The following is a 23591-nucleotide window of genomic DNA, read 5'->3' as shown; positions in this document are numbered from 1 at the left end:
TCCTCGGGGGCAAGGGGTTACGCCGAGTGGACTCTTCCGGGCGCGGATGCGCAATCGTGCCCACGGACTGGATTCCCGGAGACGGTCAAGGCAGCTCCAGGTGCTCGCGCAGCGTCGTGCCTTCGTACTCGGTGCGGTAGACGCCGCGGTCCTGCAGCTCGGGGACCAGCCGGTCGACGATGTCGTCGAGCGCGGCCGGCACCAGGTGCGGGCTGATGTTGAACCCGTCGACCGCGCGAGTGCGGACGTACCGCGCCCACTCGTCGGCGACCTGGCCGGGAGTGCCCACGAAGCCGTGCCGGTGCGGCTGCACCTCCAGGACCAGCTGGTGGATCGAGAGCTTCTTCGCCTCCGCCAGCTCCCGCCACTGCCGGATCCGGTCGATTTTGCCGGTCCGGTCGGCGATCGGGATCGTCCCGCGGGACGGGTCGAGCTCGCCCTCGGCCGGTTCGATGTCCGGCAGCGGCCCGTGTGGGTCGTAGACCGACAGGTCCTGGCCCCAGTACTGCTCGAGGAACGCCAGCGCGCGCTGCGGGGTGATCTGGCGCCGCCGGACGTCCTCGGCTCGTTCGGCGGCTTCGGCGGGGGTGTCGCCGAGGACGACGGTCGTGCCGGGCAGGATGCGGACGGCATCGGCGGGCCGGCCGTGGCGGGCGAGCCGGGCACGCAGGTCTTCGGCGTAGGCGACGGCCTTGTCGTAGGCGGTGTTGGCGGAGAAGACGACGTCGGCGTACTTCGCCGCCAGTTCGCGGCCGCCGGGGGAGTCACCCGCCTGGAACAGCACCGGGCGCCCCTGCGGACTGGGGGGCACCATGGGCGTGGCCCGCAGGTTCACCAGGTCGGTGTGCCGGTTCACCGGGCCGCCGCCGGACCAGAGGGCGAGGGCGGCTTCGACGAACTGCTCGGCTCGTTCGTAGCGGCGTTCGTGGGCGAGCCAGCCGCCGCGGCGGAAGTTGGCGCCGGTCCAGGCGTTGTCGGTGGTGACGATGTTCCAGCCCGCCCGGCCGCCCGACAGGAAGTCCAAGGAGGACAGCCGGCGGGCGAGGTCGGCGAGGAAGTTGTAGGTGGTGTTCTGGGTGGCCACCAGCCCGATGCGCGTGGTGGCGGCGGCCAGCGCGCACAGCTGGGTGATGGCGTCCGGGCGGCCGGCGACGTCGAGGGCGTGGACGCGGCCGCGGTTCTCCCGCACCCGCAGGCCCTCGCCGAGGAAGAACGCATCGAACAGGCCGCGTTCGAGGGTCTTCGCCACGGAGACGTACGTCTCGATCGCGGTGTGGTCGGCGTTCGACGGGTCGTCCCACAGGAACTGGGGGCCGACGCCGGTGTAGAACACGCCGAGGTGCAGCCGCGCGGTCATGCGAACACGCTTTCCACGCGCGGAAGTCCGAGCGAGGTGCGAAGTGTGACGCCGGGTTCCGGCGGGACGAGCAAGCCTTCCGAACGCAGCGCGGGCAGCACCTCACCCGCCAGCACCGGCAGGCCGGCCGCCAGGTCCGCGAGGAGCAGCCGGACGCCGTCGACGCTCGTGGCGAGCCAGCCGAGCAGCTCGGTGAGCCCGGTGGCGGACCCGGTGTAGCGCAACCGGTCGCTGTGCGGCCGCCGTGCGGCGGCGCCGAGCGCGACGTCGACCTCCGCGAAAACGAGGGGAGCGCCGGACTGCCGTGCCCGCGTGGCGCGGGCGCGGACGTCGTCGAGACCGGCGCCGCCGACCAGCACGATGTCCGGACGAGCGGCTTCGGCCAGGCTGTCGGGCGCGAGTACGACCGGCTGTCCCTGTGGTGGCCGCGGCGTGATCAGCGGGCCCTTGATCGAGAACCGCGTGCCGGTGAAGTCGACGTGGTGGACCTTGTCCGGGTCGAGGTACCGGCCGGTGGTGACGTCCTTGACGACGGCGTCGTCGTCCCAGGAGTCCCACAGCCTGCTGACGACCTCGACCACCTCGGTGACTTCGTGGTGCAGCGCGCCGGGGTCGAGCCGGGAACCGCCGATCGTCGCGAGGGCCTCGGCCGAGCCGTCGGCGCCGACCACCCAGCCAGCTCGCCCGTGCGAGGCGTGATCGAGGCTCGCGAGCTGGGCGGCCAGGTGGAACGGCTCGGCCGTGGTGACGTTCACCGCCGGCGCCAGCCCGAGCCGGTCGGTCAGTGTCGAGACGTAGGCCGCGCGGGTGGTCGCGTCGAGCCGCGGACCGACGTCGGGAGGCAGCGGTGAGTCGTCGAAGGTGGCGAAGGTGAAGCCGGCCCGTTCGGCGGTCTTGACGACGCGGGCCAGAGCGCTCGGCGATGCGCCGGTGGCCGTGTGCGCGCCGCCACTGTCCAGGTCGACCGCGAGGTGCAGGCTGCGAGAGGTCATGGTTCAACAGCTATCCGGCAGCGGGGTCGCTCGGCACCTGCTTCCAGGATCTGGAACTCGCGGCCGGTTCGTTGACCCGGCCCGGTCCGCTTCATAAGGTTCGTCGGTGTCAGCGGAAAGCGCCTGCGCTTTTCTCCCCGTTCCCATCGCAGAACAGGCACACGCATGCCCGAATCCGTCTGGGTCGCCCAGTCTGATCCGCGGGTCCGGCCCTTGCTCGCCGACCTGGCTCGCGAATACGCGACGCGGTACCACCGCGCGCTCGTCGACGAGCACCACAAACTCCGGCAATACCCGGGCGAACACTTCGCTCCGCCGGAAGGGGGCCTGCTGCTGCTCCTGGCGGACGGCGTCGCCGTTGCGGGTGGCGCTTTCCAGCGCTACGACGAAGAAACCGCCGAACTCAAGCGGATCTGGACCGACCGTGCGCACCGCGGGCGCGGGCTCGCCCGCCGAGTCGTCGCCGAACTGGAGGCCGAAGCCGTGGGCCGCGGGTACACGCGGATCTTCCTGACCACGGGCCCGAACCAGCCCGAGGCGCGCGGGCTCTACCTCGCCGCCGGGTACACGCCACACTTCGACGTCGATGCCGTCCCGCAAACGCGGCTGTCGTTCTCGAAAGCGCTTCCCGTTGCGGTGGGATCGAGATGACCAGCGATCTCGGAACGCGCCCCGCACCTGCCGAAGCGCCGGACCACGCCCTGAAGATCGTTCCGGCCCGCCATCCGCTGACCTGGGTGGCCGCCGTCGTCGTGGCGGTCCTCGTCGCGATGGCCGGGCACGCTCTCGTGACGAACAAGGCGTTCGACTGGCCGACGTTCGCGCGCTTCGTCTTCCAGAAATCGATCTTGGAAGCGATCGCGCTGACCTTGGAACTGACCCTGTTCGGTGTGGTGGCGGGATTTCTGCTGGGGACCGTGCTGGCGTTGATGCGCATTTCCCGGAACCCACTGCTGCGCGCGGTCAGCTGGACCTACACGTGGATCTTCCGGTCGGTGCCGCTCATCCTGCAGCTGCTCTTCTGGTACAACCTCGCGATCCTGTACAACGAGATCTCCTTCGGCGTCCCGTTCGGGCCGTCGTTCGTCTCGGTCGGCACGATGAGCCTGATCCCGCCGTTCCTCGCCGCCGGCCTCGGGCTCGCCCTGCACCAAGGGGCCTACGCGGCGGAGATCGTGCGCGCCGGGTTCCTCTCGGTGGACGCCGGGCAGCGCGAAGCGGCCGCGGCGCTGGGCATCCCGGCCGGGCGGCAGTTCCGGCGGATCGTGCTGCCGCAGGCGATGCGCACGATCGTGCCGACCGCGGCCAACGAGATCGTCGGCTTGCTGAAGGCGACGTCGCAGGTGTACGTGATGGCACTGCCCGAGCTGTTCTACCAGGTCCAGGTGATCTACACGCGCAGCGGCCGGGTGATCCCGCTGCTGCTGGTGGCCACGGCGTGGTACCTCGCGCTGACCAGCGTGCTGTCGATCGCGCAGTTCTACGTCGAGCGCCATTTCGGCCGGGGCGCCCAGCGCACGCTGCCCCCGACGCCGCTGCAGCGCCTGCGAGCGGCCTGGAGGCGGGCGTGACCGCGGATTTCATGGTGGACGTGCGGGGCGTGCACAAGAGCTTCGGAACGCTGACCGTGCTGGACGGCGTGGATCTCCAGGTGCGTCAAGGGGAAGTGACCGTCCTGCTGGGACCGTCCGGTTCCGGGAAGTCGACGCTGCTGCGGCTGATCAACCACCTCGAACGCGCCGACCGCGGCTTCATCAGCGTCGGCGGCGAGCTGATGGGCTACCGGCGTTCCGGGAACCGGCTGCACGAGCTCAAGGAACGCGAAATCCTCAAGCAGCGCACGAAGATCGGGTTCGTGTTCCAGAACTTCAACCTGTTCGGGCACCTGACCGTGCTGGAGAACGTCGTCGAGGCGCCGATCTCCGCGCAACGCCGTCCCCGCGCCGAAGCCGAGGCGAAGGCCCGCGAGCTGCTGGCCCGAGTCGGCCTCGAAGACAAGGCAGCCGAATACCCACGTCGGCTCTCCGGTGGCCAGCAGCAGCGGGTCGCGATCGCGCGGGCGCTGGCCCTCGAACCGGACGTCCTCCTCTTCGACGAACCCACTTCGGCGCTCGATCCCGAGCTGGTGGGGGAAGTCCTCACGGTCATCCGCGACCTGGCGAGCACCGGCACGACGATGGTCGTCGTCACCCACGAGCTGGGCTTCGCGCGCGAAGTGGCTGACACCGTCGTGTTCCTCGACGGAGGCCGCGTGGTCGAGCAGGGCCCGCCCGCCGACGTCCTCGACAACCCGATCCATGCCCGCACCCGGGCCTTCGTCGACAAAGTCCTCTGAGGAGAATGATGAGACTGAAAACCCTTCTGCTGGCGTCGGTGTTCGCGCTGGCCGCGTGCGGCAGCCCGGAAGCCGCGACCGCTCCCGCGGCCGACCGACCCGGTGGGGTCAACATCACCGCGAACCAGAACCGGATCCGGGCGCAGAAGGTGGACGCCATCGCCGCGCTCGTCCCCGAAGGCATCCGGAACCGCGGCACGCTGGTGGTCGGCACCACCGGCAACGGCACCCCGCCGCTGTCTTTCCGCGCCGACGACGACAAGACGGTCATCGGCGTCGAACCCGACCTCGCGCAGCTGGTCGCCGACGTCCTCGGGCTGAAGCTCGACCTGCAGGCGTCGTCGTGGGAGAACCTCTTCCTCTCGGTGGAGAACCGGCAGTTCGACGCCGGGTTCTCGAACATCACGGTGACCGAGGAGCGCAAGGACAAGTACGACTTCGCGACCTATCGCAAGGATACGATCGCCTTCGAGGTCAAGAAGGAAAAGAACATCACCGTGCAGGAGCCGAAGGACATCGCCGGGCTCACCGTCGGGGTCGGCGCCGGGACGAACCAGGAGCAGATCCTGCTGCGCTGGGACCAGCAGAACAAGACCGCCGGCCTGGCCCCGGTGAAGTTCCAGTACTACCAGGCGACGTCCGACTACTACCTCGCCTTGCAGTCCGGCCGCATCGACGCCTACGTCGGCCCCAACCCGACCTCGGCCTACCACGTCGCCGTCGACGGGAAGACCAAGATCGTCGGCACGGTCTCCGGTGGCGGCACCCTCCCGGCGGACATCGCGGCGATGACCAAAAAGGACGACGGCCTGGTCAAGGCGCTGCAGCAGGCACTGGACACGATCATCAAGAACGGCCAGTACGCCGAGGTCCTCAAGCGCTGGAACCTGGCCTCGGAGGCGCTGCCGGCTTCGCAGGTCAACCCCCAGGGCCTGCCCCGGAAGTGAGCCGGCTCAGCGGCTGATCGTGGCCGCGTAGTCGAACAGCGTCACACGGTCGGGAAGCTTCGTCTTCGCCATCAGGCTGGAGACGTGCTTCTCGACCGTTTTCGGTGAGATGAGCAGGCGCCGGGCGATGTCGGTGTTGCCGAGGCGGTACGCGAGCAGCCGGAACACGTCGTATTCGCGGACCGTGACACCCGCGTCGCGCAGCTCGCGGGGGAGCCGGTGCAGGCCCGGCCGCCGTTGCCGCACGGACTCCCCGGCCCGCCGCAGGAGGGTGCGGCACGCTCCGGCCACGGCGGGGATCTCCGCGTCGTGGAAGTACTCCTCCGCGGCACGCAGCCACGTCACCGGGTCACCCCAGCCGTCGGCGAGCGCGGCCTCGGCGACCAGACGCGCGCCGAGGTGCCCCGCCATCCGGTACGGCAGCGCTGCTTCCCGGGCTTCCTTCGCCGCGTTGTCCGCGCGGGTGGTGTCGCCGTGGCGGCCGTGGAGCACTGCCTCGGCGAGGGCCGCGAACTGGCGGTTCCAGCGGAACATGCTTTCCGCGGCCGTGGCCGCGCGGGCCGGCTCATCGGCTTCGAGGTCACCGGCGAGGATGTCGAGCAGCAGTTCGAGCCCGTGTTGCCCGGCCAGCGGCGCACCGCCGGGGGCTTGGATTCGCGCGCGCTTCAGGTCTCGTCGGGCTTGGTCGCGGTCCTCCTCCAGCAGGGCGCAGAACGCCTGGGCGAGGCCGAGGCACAGAGCGAGGTCCGGGTGGTGGTCGCCGCTCGCGGCGCGGAAGTCGCCGATCGCCTCCGCCATGCCGGCCCGGTCGGCCTGGTGCGCGGCGCGGACAGCGCGAATGACGTGGGCTCGGCCGGCCACGGCGCCGAGCCGCTCCGCGGCAGCGTGGAACTCCCCGCGAAGCACCAGCCCGTGCAGGATGGCGTGGGCTTCGGCCGCCTGCGCCGCCGGAGCCGCACCACTGCGTTCCGCCTGTCCGCGGGCCAGCTCCAGCCCGCCGGTATCCCCTTCGGCCAAGGCAGCCAGCTCGCCCAGCCGGAGCATGACGTGCGTGCGCCACAACGGGATGCCGTGGGTCTCGGTCAGCTGCCGCGCGCGTTCGAGGTGGTCGCGGGCCCGCGCCGGGTCACGAGTGAGGGCAGCGAGCCCCAGCAGCGCCGGCACCGCGGCGACCGGGTCGTCGGTTCGCTCAGCCTGTTCCAGTGCAGCCGCAGCGAGCGCCCCGGCGTCACCCGCCCGGCCGGGCGCATCGAGCAGGAGCAGGGCGTGGACGGCGTCGACCGCGGCACGCTCCCGGTCGCCGCCGGGCCCCAGCCGGATGCGGGCCGCGGTCACCTGGGCGAGCCCGTCGTCGGTCCGGCCGGCGAGGTGCGCGGCCCAGGCCACCCTCGCGTGCAGCACAGCGGCCCGGTCGAACAGCCCGACGTCGGAGAACCGGCTTGTCAACGCGAACGCCCGATCGGTCTGCCCGGTCTCGCCGAGCGCGTACACCAGCGATTCGAGGACGGTGCCTCGCAGCGGCAGGTCGGGGCTGTCGGCCAGCAGCGCATCGGCCTGCTCGAGCAGCGTGACCGCGCGATCGGCAGCTGCCGCCGCGAGCGCCCGGTGCCCGGCGTCGGCGAAGAGCCGGCCGGCGGCGATCCGGTCGCCCGCGAGCTGCCGCAGCCGCGCGGCTCGCGTGCACCAGTCGCCGGGCAGGCCGGGATACAGCAGCTCCGTCGTGTCGGCCGCCTGCCTGGCGAGCTCGGCGCGCCGCGTGGGGCTCAGCCGGGCGAGCACGGCTTCGGCAGTCAGCGGGTGGCCGAAGACATACCAGCCGAACGCCGCCGGATCCGGCTCGACGAGCTGCGCGTCGACGGCGGCGCCGAGGAACGCCGCCACGGTCCGGTCGTCGGCGCCGGCGATCCGCTGCACGACCGGCGCGGGAAACCGGGGGCCGAGGACCGCCGCGGCGGCCAGCAGTTCCCCACCGGCGGAGCCGAGCTTGGCCGTCCGTGCCGCGATGCCGCTGACCAGCGCTGCGGGCACGGTGCCGGCCATTCGCCCGGCCAGGTGCCAGCCATCGGGCCGTTCGGTCAGGACGCGCTCGTGAACGAGTTCGTGCAGCAGCTCTTCGAGGAGGAGGGGGTTCCCGGAGCTGAGCTGCCACAGGGACGTGGCTGTCGCGGCCGGAACGCGCTCGTGTTCTGTGCCGAGGCACGCCGCGACCATGCCGTGGACGTCGTCGCGGGTCAGCCTGCGCAAGGTGCGCAGCGAACAGGCACCGTGCCGCGCCCCGGACCGGGCGATGTCGCGGGCTGCGGAGCTGCCGTCCTGGATCGTGCTGATCAGCAGCACCCGGGCCGCGCCCAGGTTGTTCACGAGGTACTCGAGCACGAACAGCGTCTCCGCGTCGGCGTCGTGCAGATCGTCGAGTACCAGCATGCAACCGCCTGCTCGCCCCACAGCTGTCAGCAGCCGCAGGACCGCCTCGGCGACCACCAGCAACGGCGGTGCCGGTTCGTCCGGAGCGCTCCCACGCCAGTCCGGCACGAGTACGCCCAGCGCCGGCTGGTACAAGCCGAGGTCGCCGACGTCCACCGGTTCGGTGTCCCTCGCCAGCGCGAGCAGTGCTTCGGCCAGCGGACGGAACGGTACTGCCGGACCGATCGCGCTGCTGTGGCCGCGCAGCACCCGGACGCCCCGCTCGGCGGCGCGGGCCGCCAGCTCCCGCGCCAGGCGGGACTTCCCGATACCGCTTTCTCCCACCAGGAAGACGGCGCCGCCGTGGCCCGCCAGCGCGCGTTCGAGGGCCTGGCCCAGTTCCCGCAGCTCACCGGCGCGGCCGAACAGCTCCGGTGAGCGGATCAGCATGTCCGGCGAGCGGCCTGGAAAAAGGAATGACTGTATTCATCCATCGAATCGAGCCCCCAGCTCTGGCGCCTCTCCGGACGCCGCTCCTTGGATACAGGACAACCGCGGCATTGCCAACCGGGACCGAATGCTGGAATTCACTGCTGCGACTCCGGGGGCTCGGACCGGCGGGCTGGGGCGCGTTCCCCCAGATTTCGCCGGCGGGCGGCAGGCAGGGAGTGAATGCCGAATCGTTCGTTCGGTGGTTGACACGCGCCGGAGGGCCGGTTGGCCCAGCGGACCCCGTGACCCACGCCGCACGAGCGGTCCGGACCACTGTCTCGATGCCGGATTCGCCCTGTTCTCGGGGAAACCACGAGGTCCACGGAAAAGATGGGGGAGCGGCCCCCATGGCGCCGCGGCACCGGGCATGGGCAGACTGGCGAACGCCACGGCTGGGGTGAAGTAACCGGGGCACTGGGGTACCACCGCGAATGGCTGCACCGCCGGACTTCGGCGCGAACTGTTCCGGAGGTGTGCCCTTTGGTCGGGGCTATCGGGCTTTCGGTATCGAACTCAAGCCGGCTCCTTGACGAGCCACTGCGAATTCGGGCACGGCAGAATGCGGGGAAACAAGTGGGTGCGAATGGAATCAGCCGGGTCGGCGTGGTCGGCTCGGGCACGATGGGTGCGGGCATCGCCGAGCTCTGCGCGACGAGCGGGCTCGACGTGCGGCTGGCGGTGTCCCGGGAGTCGTCGCTGACGTCGGCTCCGCACCGGATCGCGGCGTCGCTCGATCGCCGTGTGGAGAAGGGGAAGCTGGCGCCGGCCGAGCGGGACGCCGCGCTGGCGCGGATCAGCGTCGGCACGGACCTGGCCGAGCTCGGCGACCGGGACCTGGTGGTCGAGGCGATCCCGGAGGACGAGCAGCTCAAGGTGGGCCTGTTCGCCACACTGGACAAGATCGCCGGCGACGCCGCGATCCTGGCCAGCACGACGTCGGCCATCGCGATCACTCGGCTCGCCGCGGCGACCTCCCGGCCGGAGCGCGTGATCGGCCTGCACTTCTTCAACCCCGTTCCGGCCATGCGGCTCGTGGAGGTCGTCCCCGCGCTGCCGACGGCCACCGAGGTCACCGCGGCGGTGACCGCGTTCGCCGAGCACACGCTCGACCGGCAGCCGGTCACCGTCGCCGACCAGAGCGGCTTCGTGGTCAACGCGCTGCTCATCCCGTACCTGCTGGCGGCCATCCGCATGGTCGACACGGGGTACTGCCCGGCCGAAGACGTCGACCGCGCCATGGAGCTGGGCTGCAAGCACCCGATGGGGCCGCTGCGGCTGGCCGACCTGATCGGTCTCGACGTCGTCGCCGCCATCGCGGCCGCGCTGCACGAGGAGTTCAAGCAGCCCCTGTACGCCGCCCCGCCGGCGCTGTCCCGGCTGGTCGAGGCCGGCCACCTCGGCCGCAAGACCGGCCGTGGCTTCCACACGTACTGAAGGAGACACCGTGCACTCGTTCCTCAACATCAAGAAGTCCGCCCGGATCAGCGACGACTTCTGGGACGTCACCGACAAGGCCGGTCTGTTCGACGTCGTCGTGGCCGGGCTCGGCGACGGCCGCCACCGCGCGCTCGACGACGGTCACGAGTTCGTCAACATGTCCTCGTATTCGTACCTCGGCCTCGACACCCACCCGAAGCTGGTGAAAGCGGCGGCCGACGCCGTCCTCGCCGAAGGCGCGCTCAACACCTCGACCTCCCGCATGCGGGTTCGCTTCGGTGCGCTGCGGGACGCCGAGGCAGCGCTCTCGGAACTGTTCGACGTCGAGGCCGTCACGCTCAACTCCTGCGCCGCCGCCGCGTGGGCCGCCTTGCCGCTGGTCGCCTCCGGCCTGTTCACCGAGGGCGAGCCGCCGCTGATGGTGTTCGACAAGAACGCGCACTTCTGCCTCAACGCGATGAAGCCGAGCGTCGCCGACGAGACCGAAGTCGCGATGGTGCCGCACAACGACGTCGAGGCGCTGGAAGCGTTGTGCAAGCAGCACAAGCGGGTCGCCTACGTCGCCGACGGCGTCTACAGCACCGGCGGCCAAGCCCCGGTGCGGGAACTTCTGGCGCTTCAGGAGAAGTACGGCCTGTTTCTGCTCTTCGACGAAGCCCACGGCATCTCGACCGTCGGCCACCGCGGCCGCGGTGTCGTGCTGGAGGAGCTCGGGCAGATCAACGACCGCACGATCATCATCACCTCGCTCAACAAGGGCTTCGGCGCGTCCGGCGGCGCGATCTTCCTCGGCAAACGGGGTTCGCAGTGGCGGCTGGACACCGCGCAGCGCAACGGCGGCCCGCTGATGTGGTCGCAGCGGATCAACACCGCGGGCCTCGGCGGCCTGCTCGCGTCCGCCGAGCTGCACCGCACCGACGAGCTGACCGCGCTGCAACAGCGGCTGCAGGACAACATCGCGCTGTTCGACCGGCTCGTGGAGACCGGCGAACGCGGCGACGGCCTGCCGATCCGGTTCTTCCGCGTCGGGTCGGAGGACGCCACCGTCCGGCTCGCCCAGGACCTGTTCCGCCACGGCTTCTACGTCTCGCCGATCTTCTTCCCGATCATCGGCCGCGGCAAAGCCGGCCTGCGGATCATGCTGCGGGCCAGCATGACCACGGCCGAGATCGAGCGGTTCGCGGCGCTGCTGGGCACCCTGGGGGAGGCGTGACGGCCCTGCGTTCGCACCTCGACGTCGCGTCGCCCGGGTTCCGCCGCAACGCCGAGGACTTCGAGGTCAACCGCGAAGTGATCGCCCGGGCCCGGGCCGCGGCGCTCGCCGGGGGCAGCGAGAAGGCCCACCGCAAGCACGCCGAGCGCGGCAAGCTGACCGCCCGGCAGCGCATCGCGCGGCTGCTGGACCCCGGCACGCCGCTGCTGGAGATCGGCCAGCTCGCCGCCCACGACGTCTACGAAGAGCCGGTGCCTTCGGCCGCGCTCGTCGTCGGGATCGGGCTCGTGGCCGGGCGGCCGTTCGTGGTGTTCGCCAACGACGCGACGGTGAAGGGCGGCACGTACTTCCCGCTCGGCGTCCGCAAGCACCTGCGCGGGCAGAAGATCGCCCGCGAGAACGGCCTCGGCTGCATCTACCTCGTCGACTCCGGTGGTGTCTTCCTGCCGCTGCAGGAGGACCTCTTCCCCGACGAGGACCACCTCGGCCGGATCTTCCGCAACATCGCCGAGCTGTCCGCCGAAGGGCTGCCGCAGCTGGCCGCGGTGATGGGATCCTGCACCGCGGGTGGGGCGTACATCCCGGCGATGTGCGACGAGACGGTGATGGTCCGCGGCACCGGCACGGTCTTCCTCGGCGGCCCGCAGCTGGTGCGCGCGGCGACCGGCGAGGTGGTGGACGCCGAGACGCTCGGGGGCGCCGACCTGCACACCCGGGTCACCGGGGTCGCCGACCACCTCGCCGAGAACGACGACCACGCCCTGGGGATCCTACGCGACCTGGCCGCGCGCAGCCCGCGGCCGGAGCTGTCCCCGCCACCGCGGGAGCCCCGCCCGCCGAAGTACGATCCCGCCGAGCTGCCCGGGGTGGTGAGCGCCGGGCTGAAGGAACACATCCCGGCGCGGGAGATCCTCGCCAGGCTGCTCGACGACAGCGAATTCACCGAATACCGCGCCCGGTTCGGCCCGACGATGGTCTGCGGGACCGGGCACATCGGCGGCTACCCGGTGGGCGTGCTGATCAACGACGGCGTCCTGTTCTCCGAGAGCGCGCAGAAGGCCGCGAACTTCATCGAAGTGTGCGCGCAGCGGGACATCCCGCTGCTGTTCCTGCACAACATCAACGGGTTCATGGTCGGCGCCGAGTACGAGGCCGGCGGGATCACCAAGCACGGCGCCAAGCTCGTCAACGCCGTGTCGTGCGCGAAGGTGCCGAAGTTCAGCCTGGTGATCGGCGGCAGCTACGGCGCGGGCAACTTCGCCATGTGCGGGCGGTCCATGGGGTCGCAGCTGATGGCGATGTGGCCGAGCGCGCGCTCCACGGTCGTCGGCGCCGAGCAGACGGCCAAGGTGATGACGCTGATCCGCGCCGACCAGCTCGCCAAGGAAGGCCGCGAGCTCACCCCCGAGGAGGAAGCGGAGATCCGTGAGCCGATCCTGACCGCCTACGAGCGGCAGGCCCAGCCGCTGTACTACGCGGCCCGGCTGTGGGTCGACGCCGTCGTCGACCCGGTCGAGACACGCGACTGGCTGACGCTGTGCCTGGCCACGGCCGCCGACGCGCCGAAGCGGGAGACCCGCTTCGGGGTCTTCAGGATGTGAGGGACGATGCCGAAACGTGTGCTGATCGCCAACCGCGGCGAAATCGCCCGCCGGATCGCGCGCACCTGCCGCCGGCTCGGCGTGGACTACGTCGCCGTGCACTCCGACGCCGACTCCGGCGCGGCCCACCTCGAAGGTGCGGTCGACACCGTCCACATCGGACCATCGGCCGCCCGGGGCAGCTATCTCGACATCGACGCGGTCGTCGGCGCGGCGCTGCGGACCGACTGCGACGCCGTCCACCCCGGCTACGGCTTCCTGTCCGAGAACCCGGAGTTCGCCGCCCGCGTCGCCGAAGCCGGGCTGGTCTACATCGGACCGGAGGCGGCCACCATCGAGGCGATGGGGGACAAGGCCCGCGCCCGGGAACTGATGGCCGAGGCGGGCGTTCCGGTACTGCCGGGCTCCGAGCACGCCACGGAGTCCGCGGACGCCCTGCTCGCCGACGGCCGCCGGATCGGCTACCCGGTGATCCTCAAACCGGTCGCCGGAGGCGGCGGCAAGGGCATGCGCGTCGTCCACGACGAGGCCGAGCTGCCCGCGGCGGTCGCGGAAGCCGTCCGGCTGGGCCGGGCCGGGTTCGGCGACGGCCGGCTGCTGGCCGAGCGGTACGTCGCCGCGCCGCGGCACATCGAGGTGCAGGTCTTCGGCGACCGGCACGGCAACGTCGTCCACCTCCTCGAGCGGGAGTGCTCGCTGCAGCGCCGGCACCAGAAGATCGTCGAAGAGGCACCCGCGCCGCACCTGTCCGCGACGACCCGCCACGCCCTGCTGGACGCCGCGGTCCGCGGCGCCACCGCACTCGGCTACGTCGGCGCGGGCACGTTCGAGTTCATCCTCGACGGCGACGGCCGGTTCTTCTTCCTGGAGGTCAACACCCGGCTGCAGGTCGAGCACCCGGTCACCGAGGAGATCACCGGGCTCGACCTCGTCGAATGGCAGCTGCGGGTCGCCGACGGCGAGCCGCTCCCGCTGCCGCAGTGGCAGATCCGCGCCAGCGGCCACGCCATCGAGTGCCGCGTCTACGCCGAGGACCCCGAGCACGGCTTCCGCCCGGCGCCCGGCCACGCCGAAGCCGTCCGCTGGCCGCCGGACGTCCGCGTCGAGGCCGCGTTCGACGAGTCCGGCGCGGTACCGGGGTTCTACGACCCGATGGTCGCGAAGCTCGTCGCCACCGGACGGGACCGGCCGGAAGCCCTCGCGCGTCTCCGCAAGGCGATCGACGACACCACGCTCGTCGGCCTGACCACGAACCTCGGCTTCCTCGGCGAGCTGCTCGCCGAGCCGCGCGTCGCCGACGGCCGGGTGGACACCCATCTGGTCGATGCCTTCACCGCCCGTCCCGCCCCGCACCACCGGGACGCCCAGGCTCTCGCGTGCGCGGCGGCGATGGCGGTGCCGGAGCGGACCGCGGCCGCGTCACCCTGGAGCGGCTCGATCGGGGCGTTCGACCGTGCCGCACTCGACCCGGACGCCCCGCTCGGCCGGATCACCCTGCGGTACGACGGCCGCGACCGCGAAGCCCGGCTGCTCGCCCGCGACCGCGCCGGTCTCCACGTCGAAACCGGGGGTCACCAGGTCGCCGTGCTCGCCGAACGGGGTGCCGACGGCCTCTTCCGGGGCACCGCCGGGACCACCCGCTGGACGGGTTTGCCCACCGCCGGCGGCTACGAGATCGTCATCGGCGGTCACCGCGTCGCCTTGGCGCGCCGCACGTTCGACGAAGGCGGCGGCGAGGCGTCCGACGGCGCGGTGCGCACGCCGATGCCCGGGGTCGTCGTCGGCGTGGCGTGCGCACCCGGCGCCGAGGTCGAAGCGGGGGAGCTGCTCGTGGTGGTCGAGGCGATGAAGATGGAGAACCGCATCGTCGCGCCGTTCGCCGGGACGGTCGAGCGGCTTTCGTGCGCCACCGGCGACGGCGTCACCGCCGACCAAGTCCTCGTCACCCTGAAGTCGTGAAGGAGACACCCATGCCCGAAAACCTGCTGTTCGTCGGCGGCGCCCGCCCGCTGAGCTTCAGCCTCGACATGGCGGCCGAGGCGCTGGCCCAGGCCGCGGCCCGCGGGATCCGCGTGCACGTCACGAACACCGCCGACGTCCTCGAAGCCACGGCGGACGTCGTGGGAAAGGCGGCCGAGACGTCCGCCGTGGATGTCTCGCGGCCCGGCGAGTCCGCCGCCTGGGCCCGCGCCCGAGGTGAGCGCTTCGACGCCGTCTACGCCCTTCAGGAGCTGCTCCAGGTCGCCGTCGCCGAGACCGCCGAGGCGGTCGGGGCGCCGGGCAACCCGCCCGAGGCCGTGCACCGCGTCCGGACCAAGGACGCCTGCCGGGAAGCCCTGGCCGCCGCCGGGTTCCCGCAGCCGGTCGTCCGGCTCTGCGCGGACCGGGCCGAGGCCGAACGGTTCCTGCGCGAGTACGCCGGGCCGTGGATCGTGAAGCCGCGGGACGCCATGGGCAGCACCGGCGTCAGCCTGGTGAGCGACGCCGCCGAGCTGCCCGCGGCACTGGCCCTGCTGCCGGACGCCAAGCCGTTCCTCGTCGAGCAGTTCGTCGACGGCCCGGAGTTCAGCGTCGAAGGGGTCTTCCTCGGCGGCGCGCCGAAGATCCTCGCCATCACGGCGAAGGAGAAGGTGCCGCCGCCGTTCTTCGTCGAGACCGGGCACGTGCTGCCCGCGCCGCTGCCGGACGTCCGGCAGCGGGAAATCGAAGAGCAGGTGACGAACGCGCTGAAGACGCTCGGGCTGCGCGTCGGCGGCTTCCACGTCGAGCTGTGGCTCACGCCCGGCGGCGTCGTGCTCGGCGAGGTGCACGCCCGCTTCGGCGGTGACTGGATCCACCGCATGCTCGCCCACGCCATCCCCGGCCTCGAGCTGTACGGCCTGGTTTTCGACGACATGCTCGGCCGCCCGCTCCCGGACGTCCCCCTGGAACCGAGCCGCGGTGCGGCCGTCCGGTACTTCACGCCACCGCCGGGACGGCTCGCGGCTGTTGAGGGCTGGGACGAGGTGCTCGCGCACCCCGCTGTCCTGCACGCGGAGCTGGGTGTCGCGGCCGGCGACGAAGTCCAGCCCTTGCACCGCTCCGGCGACCGCGTCGGCCTCGTCGTGGTCGGCGCCGACACCGCCGAAGCCGCGAGCGCGCTGGCCGCCGACCTCGTGGACTCGGTCAAATTCGTGCCCGAATCCGAACCCGATCGCCTGCCGGGCCTGTGGGCCCTGCGCTGAACCTGACGAACTGGGGACGAACATGACCACCGACATCGGCATCATCGGCACCGGCTCCTACCTGCCCGACCGCGTCGTCACCAACGCCGAGATCGCCCCGGCGGCCGGCGTCGACGCGGCGTGGATCGAACGCAAGACCGGCATCCGCGAACGCCGGCACGCCGCACCGGGCCAGGCCACCTCCAACCTCGCGGCGATCGCGGCCGACCGCGCGCTGCTCGCCGCGGGCCTGAGCCCGGACGACGTCGACCACGTCGTCGTCGCCACCTCCACCCCCGACCACCCGCAGCCGGCGACGGCCAGCCTCGTCCAGCACCTGATCGGCGCGCGCTCGGCCGGGGCGGTCGACGTCAACGCGGTGTGCAGCGGGTTCGTCTACGCGCTCGCGATGGCCGAAGGGCTGCTGCACGCGCGCGGCGGCGGCCACGCGCTCGTGGTCGGCGCGGACATCTATTCCCGCATCCTGGACGCGCGTGACCGCCGGACCGCGGTGCTGTTCGGTGACGGAGCGGGGGCGGTCGTACTCGGTGCGGTACCGGCGGGAGGGGGCGTCATCGGCAGCCAGCTGCGCGGACACGGCGACGAGCACGAACTGATCGGCGTGCGCGCGGGCGGCAGCAGGCTGCCCGCGTCGGTGCGGTCGGTGCTGGACGGCGAGCACTTCTTCCGGATGAACGGCCGCGGCGTGCGCGAGTTCGTCAACGCCCACGTGCCCGGCGCGATTGCCGGCGCCTTGCGCGAGAGCGGGGTGCCTGCCACCGCTGTCGACCACTTCGTGCCGCACCAGGCGAACGGGGTCATGCTCCGCGAACTCGCGGGCGCGCTCGACCTGCCGAACGCGCGGCTGCACCTGACCGTCGGGGAGTTCGCCAACACCGGCGCGGCGTCCGTGCCGGTCACCCTCGACGCCGCCCACCGGTCCGGGGCACTGCGGCCCGGGGACGTCGTGCTGCTGGCCGGGTTCGGCGGGGGCATGAACCTCGGCGTCAGCCTGTGCCGCTGGACCGCCGCCCGCCCGCGACCCGAAGCCGGCGTCGAAGACCGCCCCGCTGCCCTGTCCCACCGCTGAGAGAGGCCACCCCATGCCCGCGCTCCTGCCCCGCGGCGGACCACCCCGGCTGCTGGCCGTGGCCACCCTGGTCACCATGACCGGCTACGGCGTCTACCTGACCGCCGGCGTCCTGTACTTCACCCGGGCCGTGCACCTGCCCGCCGGTCAGGTCGGTGCCGGGCTGACCATCGCGGGCGCGGTGTCGCTGGCGGCCGGGATCCCGTTCGGGCACCTCGCCGACCGCCACGGCGCCCGAACCGTCTACGCGCTCACGCTCGTCCTCGGCGCGATCTCCATGACGGGCCTGTGCCTCGCCGAGGACTTCTGGTCCTTTGTGGTCTTCGCCAGTCTCGGTGCGGCGGCCCAGACCGCGGGACCGGCGGCGCGCAGCCCGCTCGTGCAGGAGTACGGCGGCGACCGGCCGGCCGAGTTCCGCGGCTACCTGCGGTCGGTGACCAACCTCGGCATCGCGCTCGGCGCGGTGCTGGCGGGCTTGGGTGTCGCGGCCGACACCCGCAACGCCTACCTGCTGCTGATCGGCGGCAGCGCGGTGTCCTACGCGACGAGCACGGCCATCGTGCTGTTCCTCCCCGTGGTCCCGCCGAAACCGGCCGGTGCGGGACCCCGGTGGGTCGCGCTGCGGGACCGGCCGTACCTGGTGCTGACCCTGCTCGACGGCGTCATGGCGATCCAGTACCGGGTGCTGACCGCGGCAGTCCCGCTGTGGCTGGTCGCCCGGACCGCGGCGCCGAACTGGACGATCTCCGGCGTGATGGTGGTCAACACCGTGATCGTGGTGTTCTTCCAGGTCCGGGCGAGCCGCCGGATCGACACGACCCGGGCGGGCGCGGTGGCGTTCCGGCGGGCCGGGTTCGCGTTCTTCGCCGCCTGTGTCGCGATCGCGGCGATGGCGGGGGCGCCGACGTGGCTGTCCCTCGTGCTCCTGCTGGCCGCGGTGGTCGTGCACACGATCGGCGAGCTGTGGCAAGCGGCGGGCGGTTTCGAGCTGTCGTTCACGCTGGCGCCGCCGCACGCGGTCGGCCAGTACCAGGGACTCTTCGGCATGGGGCTGGGGCTCGGCGTGACGCTGGGGCCGGCGGTGCTGATCGCCCTGTGCATCACCTGGGGAACCCCGGGCTGGTTCGTGATCGGCGGCATCTTCGCCGCGACGGGCCTGGCCGTTCCCGCGGTGGTCCGCTGGGCCGAGCGCACGCGGGTCGACGCGCTCGAACGTCAAGGCGCGTGAACTTTTTGCTTGCGTGTCAAGAGCTTGTCCCAGGAGTGCCAGAGAATGAGACTCCGGTTCGCACCGTGGGACGGCCTCCAGCACCCGGCTAGCGTCGGGCGCAGAAGACCCATTTGCTCCCCGCTGGAGGCCGTCCGGTGTCCCTGCTTTCCCATGCCCGCAACGCCGCGGCCCTGTTCGCCTTGCCCCTGCTGCTGACCGCCTGCGCCGCCGCGGGCACCGAGTCCGCCGCCGATGCCGGACCGCCCAAGCCCGGCGGCGTCCTGCGGCTCGGTATCTCGTCCGCGCCCGACTGCCTCGACCCGCAGCAGGTCGCCACGAACGCGTCCATCAACGTCGCCCGCCAGCTCGTCGACTCCCTGACGGATCAGGACGAGAAGACGGGCGAGATCACGCCGTGGCTGGCGCAGAAGTGGGACATCAACGCCGATTCGACGGCGTTCACCTTCCACCTGCGCCCCGGTGCCACCTTCTCCGACGGCAGCCCGGTCGACGCCGCCGCGGTCAAGGCCAGCTTCGACGGTATCAAGGCACTGGCCACCAAAGCCCAGCTCGGCTACGGCTACCTCGCCGCGTACCGGGCATCGACGGTCGTCGACCCGCAGACCGTGCGTATCGAGTTCTCCGCGCCCAGCGCGCAGTTCCTGCAGGCCAGCTCGACGGTGTCGCTCGGCGTCCTGGCGCCGGCGGCGTTCAAGAAGACTCCGGAGCAGCGCTGCCAGGGCGACGGCCTGATCGGCTCGGGGCCGTTCGTCTTCGAAAGCTTCAAGCAGAACCAGGAAATCGTCCTGGCCAAGCGCCAGGGCTACGCCTGGGGTTCGGCGCAGTTCAAGCACCAGGGCGAGGCCTACCTCGACAAGATCGACTACAAGATCGTGCCCGAGCCGGGCGTCCGCACCGGCAGTCTCGCCTCCGGCCAGCTCGACGCCGCCACCGACATCCAGCCGGTCGACGAACCGCAGTTCACCGGTAACGGCTTCAGCGAGAACATCCGCCCCAACCCCGGTGTCGTGTTCAACCTGCACGCGAACACCACCCGCGGCGTGCTCACCGACGAAAAGGTGCGCCTGGCCGTGCTCAAGGGCGTCGACCGCGCGGAGGTCGTGAACACGGTGCTGACGCCGAACTACCGGGCCGCGACCAGCATCCTCGGCTCGGCGACGCCGCTGTACACCGACTTGTCCGCGCAGCTCGCCCACGACCAGCAGGGTGCGGCGGCGCTGCTGGACGGCGACGGCTGGGTGCCCGGCGCCGACGGCATCCGCGTCAAGAACGGGCAGCGGCTGAGCGCGTCCATCGTGTTCTCGCCGGTGTTCAACCAGAACCGCAGCGTGCTGGAGCTGATCCAGCAGCAGCTGCGCAAGATCGGCTTCGACCTGAAGATCGAGCAGCACACCACCGCCGAGACCACCCGGATCCAGCTGTCCGGCGACTACGACTTCCTCTGGTACAACGTGACCCGCGCCGATCCGGACATCCTGCGCGGCCAGTTCTCCACCAAGGCCGGGAACCGGAGCAAGCTGACGCCGGGCAACCCGCTGGATGTCGCCTTGGACGCTCAATCGTCGACTGTGGACAAGGACAAGCGCAAGCCGGCCACCGACGAGACGCAGAAGCTGATCGTCGAGCACGCCTACGCGATTCCGGTGTTCGAGCTGACCCAGGTCGTCGCCGTGAGTGCGAAGGCGCACGCCGTCGGCTTCGAGGCGTCGTCGCGGCTGCAGCTGTTCGACGCGTGGCTGTCGTGAGACGCTATCTCCTGCGCCGGGCCGGGCAGGCGGTGTTCGTGCTGTGGGCGGCGTTCACGCTGTCGTTCCTGATCCTCTACTTGCTGCCGGGTGACGCCGTTTCGGCGAAGCTCGCCAGCGGCGAGGCGGGTTCGTCGGCGACGCCCGAGCAGCTCGCCGCCGCCCGCGCGGAGTACGGCCTCGACTCGCCGCTGCCGGTCCAATACGTCGAACGCCTGGTCTCGGCCCTGCACGGCGACTTCGGCCGCAGCGTCGCGACCGGCGACGACGCAACGCACATGGTCGTCACGGCGCTGCCGCCGACCCTGGCGGTGACCGGTCTCGCGCTGGTGTTCGCGGTGCTCTTCGGCGGCGGCTCGGCGTTCCTCGGCACGTTGACCCGGTTCAGCTGGCTGCGCCAGGCGTTGCTGTCCCTGCCGTCGCTGGCGATCTCGCTGCCGCCGTTCTGGGTCGGGCTGCTGCTGATCCAGTTCTTCTCGTTCCGGCTGCGGCTGCTGCCCGCCCTCGGCACGCAGGGTTTCGCCGCGGTGATCCTGCCGGCGATCACGCTCGCGCTCCCGACCGGCGCGATCATCGGGCAGGTGCTGGCGAAGAGCCTCGCCACGCAGCAGGAGCAACCGTACGCGGAGATCGCCGCCGCGAAGGGGGCGAGCCGCCGGCGCGTCCACTTCGGACACCTGCTGCGCAACGCGGCCGTGCCGGCGCTGACCGTCGCCGGCGTGGTGGCGGGCAACCTCGTCGCCGGTTCGGTGATCACCGAGACGGTCTTCTCCCGTGACGGCGTCGGCCGGATCACCGCGGCCGCCGTCACCGCGCAGGACGTCCCGGTGGTGCAGGCGGTGATCGTGCTCGCCGCGCTGGTGTTCGTGGTGCTCAACCTGGTGGTCGACCTGCTCTGCCCGCTGCTCGACCCCCGCATCGCCCGCACCCCGGAGGTGGCCCGTGGTTGACCTCGCCACCCCGGCCCGCGTGGTACGCCGCCCGGGCCTGGTGCTCGCCGTCGCCGTGCTGGCGTTCGTGCTGCTCGCGGCCTTCGTACCGACGCTGCTGACCGGCTACGACCCGATCACCGGCGTCCCGAAGGAACGGCTGCACGGCCCTTCGCTGCAGCACTTGTTCGGCACGGACGAAACCGGCCGCGATGTCTACGCGCGGGTGATCCACGGCGCGTCGCTCTCGCTGCGGGCGACCGCGATCGCCGTGCTGGTGGCCCTGCTCGCGGGTTCGGCGCTCGGCCTGCTGGCGGGCTTCCGCGGCGGTCTGCTCGACACGGTGATCATGCGGTTCGTCGACGTCTTCCTGGCCATCCCGCCGATCCTGCTGTCGCTGGCCCTGGTCACCGCGCTGGGCTTCGGCACGACGAACGTCGCGATCGCCGTCGGCATCGCGAACCTCGCGTCGTTCGCGCGGGTGATGCGCGCGGAGGTGCTTCGCGTGCGCAACGGCGTGTACGTCGAAGCAGCCCGTGCTGCTGGGGTGCGCTGGTCCGGGGTGCTGCTCCGGCACGTCCTGCCGAACGCCGCGGGACCGGTACTCGCCCTGGCGACACTCACCCTCGGCACGGCCGTGCTCGAGGTGTCCGCGCTGAGCTTCCTCGGCTTCGGCGCGACGCCGCCGACGCCGGAATGGGGCTCGCTCGTCGCCGGCGGGCGCAGCTTCCTGGCCACGGCCTGGTGGATGACGACGTTCCCGGGACTGGCGGTCGCGGCGGTGGTGCTGTCCGCCAACCGGCTGTCCCGCGCACTGGACGGAGGAGACCGATGACCCTGCTGCGGATCGCCCAGCTGGCCGTGTCCTACAAGACGGTCCCGGCCGTCCGCGACGTCAGCCTGCACGTCGACGCGGGCGAAGTGGTCGCCGTCGTCGGCGAGTCGGGCTCGGGCAAGTCGACCACCGCGCACGCGGCGATCGGCCTGTTGCCCCGCGGCGGCCGGGTCGGCGGCGGCGCCATCACCTTCGACGGCCGGGACCTGCTCACGCTGTCGGACAAGCAGTGGCGCGGGGTGCGCGGGCGCGAGATCGCCCTGGTGCCGCAGGACCCCGCGGTGTCGCTCAACCCGGTGCACCGGATCGGCGAGCAGGTCGCGGAGGTGCTGAAGATCCACGGGCTCGCGGACCGGCGGTCGGCCGGCGTCCAGGCGGTCGAGCTGCTGGAACGGGCGGGCGTCCCGGATCCGGAACTGCGGGCACGGCAGTACCCGCACCAGCTGTCCGGCGGCCTGCGGCAACGCGTCCTGATCGCGGCCGCGCTGGCCGGGAGACCGAAGCTGATCATCGCCGACGAGCCGACCAGCGCGCTGGACGTCACCGTGCAGCGGCGGATCCTCGACCACCTGACGTCGCTGGCCGCCGACTCGGGCACGGCGATCCTGCTGATCACGCACGACCTCGGCGTCGCGGCCGACCGGGCGTCGCGGATCGTGGTGCTCTCCCAAGGTGCGGTGGTCGAGGAAGGCTCCTCGGTCGTCACCGCGCCGACGCATCCCTACACGCGGCAGCTCTGGGCGGCGGCGCCGAGCACGTCGAGCGCGTCACGTCCGCCGGCTCCGCCCGCCGAACCGCTGGTCTCGGTCCGTGACCTGGCGAAGACCTTCGACGGCGGCATCCGCGCGGTCGGCGGAGTGTCCTTCGACATCCCCCGCGGCCAGACCCTGGCTTTGGTGGGCGAGTCGGGCTCGGGCAAGTCGACGACGGCTCGGATGGTGCTGCGGCTGGAGACGCCGACGGCAGGCTCGATCGCGTTCGACGGCCAGGACATCACCGGTCTGGGCGGGGCAGAACTGCGCCGGCTGCGGCGCCGGATGCAGATCGTCTACCAGAACCCGTACGCGTCGCTGAACCCGAAGTTCTCCATCGAGGACGTCGTCGCGGAACCCCTGCGGGCATTCGGGATACCGGATCGCCGGGCCCGGGTTTCCGAGTTGCTGGAGCAGGTGGCCTTGCCTTCCGCGGTGGCGCGCCGCAAGCCGGCCGAGCTGTCGGGTGGCCAGCGGCAGCGGGTGGCCATCGCCCGGGCCCTGGCGTTGCGCCCGGACCTGGTGGTGTGCGACGAACCGGTGTCGGCCCTGGACGTCTCGGTGCAGGCCCAGATCCTGCGCCTGCTGGCGGAGCTGCAGTCGGAACTCGGGCTCACGTACTTGTTCATCTCACACGACCTGGCCGTGGTCCGGCAGCTCGCGGACCACGTCGGCGTCATGCGCGGGGGCGCGCTGGTCGAGCTGGGCCCGGCCGCCCGGGTGCTGGAGCAGCCGGAGTCGCAGTACACGCAGGAACTGCTGGCGGCGATTCCCGGGCGTTCGGTGCTGAGCACTACGAGAAGGTGATCCACGGGAAGGCAAGCAGGACGAAGCCGCTACGGGCCATCTGCCGGAGGTCAGCCCGACGCCGGCGAAGCATGCCCACTTGGACAGGTCGCCGAGGCTGGTGACCTCGGCCTTGGTGAGCAGGTGGGCGGTGGCCAGGGCCGAGACGGCGACGAAGCCGAGCACGAACTTCGGGAAGGCCCGCCACACGAACACAGCGCGTTCCTTCGGCCCCCCGGCGAC

At 71.8% G+C, this 23591-nt stretch carries 18 protein-coding genes; 15 read left to right on the top strand and 3 right to left on the bottom strand.

Annotated elements, in window-relative coordinates:
• Positions 1-85: 85 nt before the first annotated feature.
• Complete coding sequence (locus AB0M93_RS08855) at positions 86-1357, bottom strand: LLM class flavin-dependent oxidoreductase (RefSeq protein WP_364269952.1); 1272 nt, start codon at positions 1355-1357, stop codon at positions 86-88.
• Positions 1354-2349, bottom strand: coding sequence for an LLM class flavin-dependent oxidoreductase (locus AB0M93_RS08850; RefSeq protein ID WP_364269950.1), 996 nt, complete (start codon positions 2347-2349; stop codon positions 1354-1356). The genes AB0M93_RS08855 and AB0M93_RS08850 overlap by 4 nt, the downstream gene beginning before the upstream one ends.
• A gap of 213 nt (positions 2350-2562) precedes the next feature.
• Between AB0M93_RS08850 and AB0M93_RS08845 the strand changes: the two genes are divergently transcribed.
• Genes AB0M93_RS08845 through AB0M93_RS08830 form a run of 4 tightly spaced genes read left to right on the top strand, consistent with a single transcriptional unit; the run spans position 2563 to position 5631 of the window.
• A complete protein-coding gene (locus tag AB0M93_RS08845) occupies positions 2563-3000 on the top strand; it encodes a GNAT family N-acetyltransferase (RefSeq protein WP_364269948.1) in 438 nt (145 codons plus the stop codon).
• Entirely contained in the window at positions 2997-3920 is a 924-nt protein-coding gene (locus tag AB0M93_RS08840) for an amino acid ABC transporter permease (RefSeq protein ID WP_364269946.1), read from the top strand. The genes AB0M93_RS08845 and AB0M93_RS08840 overlap by 4 nt, the downstream gene beginning before the upstream one ends.
• Entirely contained in the window at positions 3917-4684 is a 768-nt protein-coding gene (locus AB0M93_RS08835) for an amino acid ABC transporter ATP-binding protein (RefSeq protein WP_364269944.1), read from the top strand. The genes AB0M93_RS08840 and AB0M93_RS08835 overlap by 4 nt, the downstream gene beginning before the upstream one ends.
• An 8-nt stretch (positions 4685-4692) precedes the next feature.
• Positions 4693-5631, top strand: coding sequence for an ABC transporter substrate-binding protein (locus AB0M93_RS08830; RefSeq protein ID WP_364269942.1), 939 nt, complete (start codon positions 4693-4695; stop codon positions 5629-5631).
• A 6-nt stretch (positions 5632-5637) separates the two neighbouring features.
• Here the strand turns inward: AB0M93_RS08830 and AB0M93_RS08825 are convergent, their stop codons facing one another.
• A complete protein-coding gene (locus AB0M93_RS08825) occupies positions 5638-8484 on the bottom strand; it encodes an AAA family ATPase (RefSeq protein WP_364269940.1) in 2847 nt (948 codons plus the stop codon).
• A gap of 615 nt (positions 8485-9099) precedes the next feature.
• On the opposite strand from AB0M93_RS08825, the gene AB0M93_RS08820 reads away from it, so the two are divergent.
• From AB0M93_RS08820 to AB0M93_RS08770, 11 genes are all read left to right on the top strand, one after another.
• Positions 9100-9960, top strand: a complete 861-nt coding sequence (locus AB0M93_RS08820) for a 3-hydroxybutyryl-CoA dehydrogenase (protein WP_364269938.1) — start codon at positions 9100-9102, stop codon at positions 9958-9960.
• A gap of 10 nt (positions 9961-9970) precedes the next feature.
• Positions 9971-11176 (top strand): aminotransferase class I/II-fold pyridoxal phosphate-dependent enzyme, encoded by a 1206-nt coding sequence (locus AB0M93_RS08815; protein ID WP_364269936.1) that lies wholly within the window; start codon positions 9971-9973, stop codon positions 11174-11176.
• Positions 11173-12777 (top strand): carboxyl transferase domain-containing protein, encoded by a 1605-nt coding sequence (locus tag AB0M93_RS08810; RefSeq protein ID WP_364269934.1) that lies wholly within the window; start codon positions 11173-11175, stop codon positions 12775-12777. The genes AB0M93_RS08815 and AB0M93_RS08810 overlap by 4 nt, the downstream gene beginning before the upstream one ends.
• A gap of 6 nt (positions 12778-12783) precedes the next feature.
• Positions 12784-14736, top strand: a complete 1953-nt coding sequence (locus tag AB0M93_RS08805) for a biotin carboxylase N-terminal domain-containing protein (RefSeq protein WP_364269932.1) — start codon at positions 12784-12786, stop codon at positions 14734-14736.
• Positions 14737-14747: 11 nt separating this feature from the next.
• A complete protein-coding gene (locus AB0M93_RS08800; RefSeq protein ID WP_364269930.1) occupies positions 14748-16001 on the top strand; it encodes an ATP-grasp domain-containing protein in 1254 nt (417 codons plus the stop codon).
• Positions 16002-16023: 22 nt separating this feature from the next.
• On the top strand, positions 16024-17070 hold the full coding sequence (locus AB0M93_RS08795; protein ID WP_364269928.1) for a ketoacyl-ACP synthase III: 1047 nt from the start codon (positions 16024-16026) through the stop codon (positions 17068-17070).
• 13 nt (positions 17071-17083) lie between these two features.
• Positions 17084-18298 carry an MFS transporter gene (locus AB0M93_RS08790; protein ID WP_364269926.1) on the top strand — a complete coding sequence of 405 codons (1215 nt, stop codon included), beginning with the start codon at positions 17084-17086 and terminating at the stop codon, positions 18296-18298.
• Positions 18299-18435: 137 nt separating this feature from the next.
• A complete protein-coding gene (locus AB0M93_RS08785; protein WP_364269924.1) occupies positions 18436-20046 on the top strand; it encodes an ABC transporter substrate-binding protein in 1611 nt (536 codons plus the stop codon).
• Positions 20043-20996: an ABC transporter permease gene (locus AB0M93_RS08780; protein ID WP_364269922.1), complete on the top strand. Its 954-nt coding sequence runs from the start codon at positions 20043-20045 to the stop codon at positions 20994-20996. Before AB0M93_RS08785 ends, AB0M93_RS08780 begins: the two co-directional genes overlap by 4 nt.
• On the top strand, positions 20989-21810 hold the full coding sequence (locus AB0M93_RS08775) for an ABC transporter permease (RefSeq protein WP_364269920.1): 822 nt from the start codon (positions 20989-20991) through the stop codon (positions 21808-21810). The genes AB0M93_RS08780 and AB0M93_RS08775 overlap by 8 nt, the downstream gene beginning before the upstream one ends.
• Complete coding sequence (locus AB0M93_RS08770; protein WP_364269918.1) at positions 21807-23369, top strand: ABC transporter ATP-binding protein; 1563 nt, start codon at positions 21807-21809, stop codon at positions 23367-23369. Before AB0M93_RS08775 ends, AB0M93_RS08770 begins: the two co-directional genes overlap by 4 nt.
• Positions 23370-23591 lie beyond the last annotated feature (222 nt).

Source organism: Amycolatopsis sp. NPDC051102 (genome assembly GCF_040682815.1).
Taxonomy (GTDB): domain Bacteria; phylum Actinomycetota; class Actinomycetes; order Mycobacteriales; family Pseudonocardiaceae; genus Amycolatopsis.
The sequence above is the reverse complement of the archived record's forward strand: the minus strand, read 5'-3'. Positions and strand labels throughout refer to the sequence as shown.